At 69.8% G+C, this 5,278-nt stretch carries 4 protein-coding genes; 1 reads left to right on the forward strand and 3 read right to left on the reverse strand.

Annotation, left to right across the window (positions count from 1 at the left end; genetic code table 11):
• Positions 1–220: 220 nt before the first annotated feature.
• Positions 221–1,384, reverse strand: a complete 1,164-nt coding sequence (locus tag OXS49_RS32410; RefSeq protein WP_267428628.1) for a hypothetical protein — start codon at positions 1,382–1,384, stop codon at positions 221–223.
• A 156-nt stretch (positions 1,385–1,540) separates the two neighbouring features.
• Between OXS49_RS32410 and OXS49_RS32415 the strand changes: the two genes are divergently transcribed.
• Positions 1,541–1,765 (forward strand): hypothetical protein, encoded by a 225-nt coding sequence (locus tag OXS49_RS32415; RefSeq protein ID WP_267428629.1) that lies wholly within the window; start codon positions 1,541–1,543, stop codon positions 1,763–1,765.
• Here OXS49_RS32415 and OXS49_RS32420 read toward each other — a convergent pair.
• On the reverse strand, positions 1,720–3,777 hold the full coding sequence (locus OXS49_RS32420; protein WP_267428630.1) for a hypothetical protein: 2,058 nt from the start codon (positions 3,775–3,777) through the stop codon (positions 1,720–1,722). The genes OXS49_RS32415 and OXS49_RS32420 overlap by 46 nt on opposite strands.
• Positions 3,778–5,278 (reverse strand): hypothetical protein (locus OXS49_RS32425; RefSeq protein WP_267428631.1); only part of this gene is annotated, 1,501 nt, incomplete at its 5' end.

Consider the following 5,278-nt stretch of genomic DNA (forward strand, 5'->3'; position numbering starts at 1 on the left):
CGGCCCTCCATGCCAGTCACACACCACTCCGAACGCATGCGCCCGCTTATCGAGACTTGATACGCCCTGCACAGTTCGATCGGCGCAAGCCGACTGCCAAACCCAAGGTCGAGCAGCAGAAGCCGAACGAGGAGGAGATACCGCTGGAGGATTGATCATCCCTCGACAGCTTAGTCCGCACCAGCCATCTTGAGCTCATGCCCGCCCAGCACGGCCAGACCTACGATCCACGAACCTGGCCTCTCACTCCCGCACCGCGCAGCATCCCGTAAAACGTCCCCGGGTCGAACATGGCCCGCGCCTGCTGCAGCGAGATCGGCCGGCCACCGACCTCCGGCGCCCTCATCGCGCCGCCGCCGCCCTGCGCTTGTTTCTGCTGCCCTGCCGCGACGGCCTTCAGCGCCGAGGCGATGTTGCCGTAGGGGCTGGGCTGCTGCTGATCTTGCGTGCCGGTGGCGGTCAACGGCTGGCCGGACAGGGACGCGACGTCGGGCGTCGGCGAAGACTGGCCTGGGACGGGGGCGCCCTGCGCCTGAATTCCGCCAAGCCCGAACGCACCCGCCCCAGCCGTCGAGCCCATCGAGGCGCCAGCCGGACGGGCGAGCCCGGGCGACATCTGTGACGAGGAGCCCGTGCCTGGCATCGCCTGCCCGCCCGCGAAGCTGTTCGCATAGGCCTGTGTCGTCGCCAGCCGGGCGGCGTTCTCAGCGCCGGGGCGATCATAGCCCGCGAACTTCCAGGCGTCCGCCATCAGGGCGTGGGCTTCCTGCGGACTCCGAGCATTCTGCAGGGCCGCCGTGAGCTGCGGGTTCTCCTGCAGTAGGAAGTTGGCCTGTGCCGTCACCGGGTCGGCTGCGCCCTGCGTGAACGCCTTCATGTTGGCGAGGCGATCGGCCCGCCACGACAGGATCCCACCGGACTGGCCAGCCTGCCCGCTCTCGCTCGGATCCGACCACGAGCCGGTGATGTTGCTCGGGCTGTATTTCGACTCGTGCTGAGCGTAGGCGGCGACCGCCCCGAGGCCGTTCGGGTTGGTCAAGCCGCCCTGCTGCAACGTTGAAATGAACCGGCTCCGAATGTCGCCGGGATCCGGCGTCGCTGCCTCGGCGCTGTTTGGCCCCATCATGGACAACAGCCCCGTACCGGCCGCAGTGGCACCGGGCTGAACCACAGGCGTCGGTGCCCCGGTCGGGGGCGTCTGGGGCGTGAAGCCTGAGTAACCCGGAGGCGTGGCTGCGGGCACGTCCTGGGCGGCCATCGCCGGCGCCTGGGCCGGAGCCTGCGCGGACTGCTGCTGCTGGAGGAACTGCTGCAGAACGGGGCTCAGAGGGTTCTGGTCGTCGCCGCCCGCGAACGAGGGCAGAGAGCCGAAGCCTATCGACATGCAAAATGCCCCATCAGTGCGAAATAAAGGTCTCTGGCGGCTGTCGCTGAATTCTGGCTGCCGGTATGCGGGTTCGGACGACGGGCTGTCCTGGGCCAATTCTCGCAAGCTGAGCCGCTATCGACAGAACGCCGAGGCGGGGCCACATTCTTACCCATGCGCCGCACGGCTGAGATCCTGACGACCTTCGTCCTGTTCGCCATCGTCATGACGGCGATCGGGTGGGGCGTGAGCGCGAGCACACCAACGGTCGACGCTTGGCTCGTCCAACACATCGGCAGTTCTGGAGTCTGGATCGGGCTCGTGCTGCTCTGGATCACAGGCGGCGTGCTCCTCTACCGCGAGAAGGTCGGCAGGGCGGGCAAAGCCGTCGGCAGGTAGGGCCGAGCCCGATCTGCCTGTGACAGCAGCACCGCCTGTCCGCCGCGAGCCGCGACGTTTCCAAAAGCCGCCGCCCGCTCCTGCACCCGGCCGCGTGCTTCGAGGGCGTTCAGCAGCAGGTCGAGCCGGTCGCCCTGGTTCAGCGTCACAGCTTCCGCGAGCTGACGGTTGCGGGCGACATCGGCCGCCTGCCCGGCCGCATTCACACCGGCGCGGGCAACACGGCCGGCCTGCGCGAGCGCCCAGCCCTGCGGACCACCGATCGCGCCGGCGACCGTGCCGCCGATGTCGTTGCCCAGCGTCGTGCGCGGCGCCACCCGGTCAGCCGCCTGACTGCGCTGCGCAGTCTGCGAGCCCTCGACGATCCGGCGGTTGGCCTGATCGAAGGCGGCCTCCCGGTTCACCGCGCCGACCACGCGGTCGACTGGGGCCTGTCCGTGAAGCTGGGCGAGGTTGGCGGTGTTCCAGCCGCCCTCGCCCTGCAGAAGGTTCTGCATCGCAACGAGGTCGTTGCGCCGAGTGCCGACGGCCTGGTCGATCGCTCCACGGGTGCCGATCGCCATGGCGTCCCGCTCGCCCTGGCTCATGCTGGCGAGCTGACGGGCGAGGTCGGCCGGCGGCGTGGCGCCCTGACCTGACCGGAGGAGCTGCGAACCCTGGTCGACCGCTTCCATGCGGCGGGCGACGGCCGCCGACACGTCGTTGGCTGCGCCGTAGTTCGGCACCTGATCGCGCAGGGCTCGATTGAGGTCGGACACAGTCGCGCCGAGCCCGCCCTCCCGCTGCGCCACGGATCCGCGCGGCACGCCCAGCGACTCGTTGCCGTGCTCCATCATGCCGGACAGCGCCACCTTGGCGTTCTGCAGGTTCTCGGCGCTGGTCTGCGGGATTGGGGCGCCGGTCACCGGGTGCTCGGTCATCAGCATGTTGCGGGCCTGAGTCAGCGCGGCGCGCTGCGGCCCCTCGGCGGTGCGCAGGCGGTCCGCGAGGTTCGCCAGCACGTCCGTCGTGTCGATCGGGCCGGCACCCCGCACCGCATCGCCGATGGCTTGGTTCGGCACCTGGCGCATCGCCGCGAAGGTGTTGGTGGCGGCCTGCGGGCTGACTGCAGGACCGAACGCGCCGTTGATGTCGTTGGCCAGCCGATCGGTCATACCGCCGGCTCGGGCCACGATTGGCGTTGTCACGGCCTCCCGAGTTTCCGGCCGGACCGCGAGGCCCTGGGCCTGACCCTGGAACGAGGGCGAGGCGTCGAGCAGCATGGCGTCGGATCCGAGTTCGCCCATGCGAGAGCGGATCGGAGCGACACCGCCGGAATTGCCCGCGTCCTCGGCGAGCACGCGCGTCGCAGCAGGGCTGAAGCCACTCGACGGACCGAGCCGCGAGCCGATCATCTCGTAGAAATTCCGGACGCCTGCGCCGAGGGCGGCACCGGCAGCGGGGGCCACGCCACCGAATGCGGCGCCTGCGAGCGCGCCGCGACGGGTCTGGTCTAAATCACCCCCGCTCCGGACAGCGGAGTCCGCAGCACCGAGCCCGGACCCGCTGGCCGCCGAGATCAGCGACCGACCGACAAGGCCACCAGTGCCCGCCCCGAACGCCGCCGGAGCCACTGCGATCAAGGGCGCCGTGCCGACGATGCCACCGGCCACCTCACCCGCCGTGTTAGCGTAGGGGTGCGCGGCCTTCACGTCGTCGCCGTAGGCCTGGGCCTTCGCCAACTCGTCGCCGTAGCTGGTGCCGCCCTGGTAGGCGCGCAGGGCCGCGTCGGCGCGGTCGATCCCGCCGAGGATGTACGGGCCGGCGACCGGGATGCCATCGACAAGGCCACGAGCGCCGGCGTTCATTGCCCCCGTCTCGCGGCCGGTATCGGTGCCGGTCTGCTGCGCCTTGAAGGCCGCGAATTCCGCGGGGTCGAACCCGACTGGTGCAACCGGAGCCGCGGCGGGGCCACCGGCGCCTTGCTTGAAGGCCTCGAACTCGGCCGGGTCGAACGTGATGCCGCCGGCCATCTACAGGCCCTCCTTGTGCATCTGCGCGAAGGCGTCGGCCTTCGACATGCCGCCCTGGATCAGCGACTGGTAGCGGGCCGCCGCGCCGCCGGTCGGCGCCTGACTCTGCTGGCCGAGCTTCGGCGGGGTCAGGGCCTCCGGCAGATAAACCGATCGGCTGGGCTCGACGCCGTACTGCGTGGCGAGGCCACGATACCGTTCGGCTACGCCCTCGGCGGTCTTGCGGGCGGCGCCGTACAGCTCGGATGCCTGCCCCAGGAAATCCCTGCGCTGCGTGTCGGATAGGAATTCGCCGGTCAGCGCCTTGTTGTAGGCGTTCAGCACCCGCTCGGGGACGCCGGCGGCGTTCTTGGCCGTGGCGTACTCGCCCTCACGAACCACCGAGCCGGGGTCCAGCATCTTCATGTAGCCGAACACCAGGGAGATGTCGGAGGCGGGCGACACAGAGCCGGGGTTGGCCTCGCGCTGCTTCGTGGCCGCGATCAGCCGGCTGTAGCCGTCGTGCACGTCCGGGAAGCTACCGACATCCTTGCGGAACTCGCTCCGCAGCTTGGTCTCCGTGTCGAACCCGTCCGGTTTGGCCGCCGGGGCCGTGAGGATCGGCTTGAGCGTGCCGCGATCGTAAAAGGTCTGCCCCGGCCGGGCTGCGAGAGGCGGCGGGCCATCGTTGAACGTGACCTTGCCGTTCGGGTCGGCCCAGGCCGCCCGGGTGTCGTTGTCGGGGATGCCGACCTTGCGCCGGGCGTCGATGTCGAGGAGCGGGGTCTGCTCCTTGTCGGTGGCGACCGCCTTGGCGTTGCGCTCCTTCACGGCAGGGTCGGCCTCGCCGCCTGGGATGAACTCCAGGCTCTGTCCGTCTGCACCCATCCGGTAGCCGGCCGGCGGTCCACTCGCCGGTCCGACCAGGTTGCCCTGACCCGGCACGCCGCCGTTCTTGTTCAGGTCGTAAATCTGCCCGCCGATGGTCTGCAGGTTCGGCTTGGACTGCGCCAGCACGTTCGACAGCAGGGTTGGGTTACGCATCGCCGCCCGGGCCGCGGTCGGGTCGAGCTTCAGGTTCTGGGTGAGGTGATTGTAGGTGTCCTGCTCGCCCTGCTGCTCCTGCATGAACTTGATCTGCTCAAGCTGGCCCTTGAGCGACCCCGACTGGCTGGCCCCGTAGCTTTGCAGACCGGCCGCGACACCCGGCCCGATGCCGCGGTTGCTCGCGATGCCGATGCCGAGGTGAAACAGCAGGTTGCCGATATCCGGGTTGCCGGCGCTGACGCCCTGGCGGAACTTCTCCAAGACGCTGCCACCGCCCAGACCCGAGGATGCGCCGGTCGCTGCGGCCGCGCCTGCAGGCGAGACAGCACCCTGTGGCGTACCGAGCGAGCGCGGCTGATCAGATAGGCGCTGCCCCGTGAGCGGATCGAATTCACCAGCGCCGCCAGGGTACCCGCTAGTCGGCGTAGAGCCAAGCGCAGCCTGATCCGTCCCGGGGCTATTCGGATGATAGGCG

Origin of the sequence: Methylobacterium sp. GC_Met_2, assembly GCF_026540795.1 — a bacterium.
Lineage (GTDB): Bacteria > Pseudomonadota > Alphaproteobacteria > Rhizobiales > Beijerinckiaceae > Methylobacterium.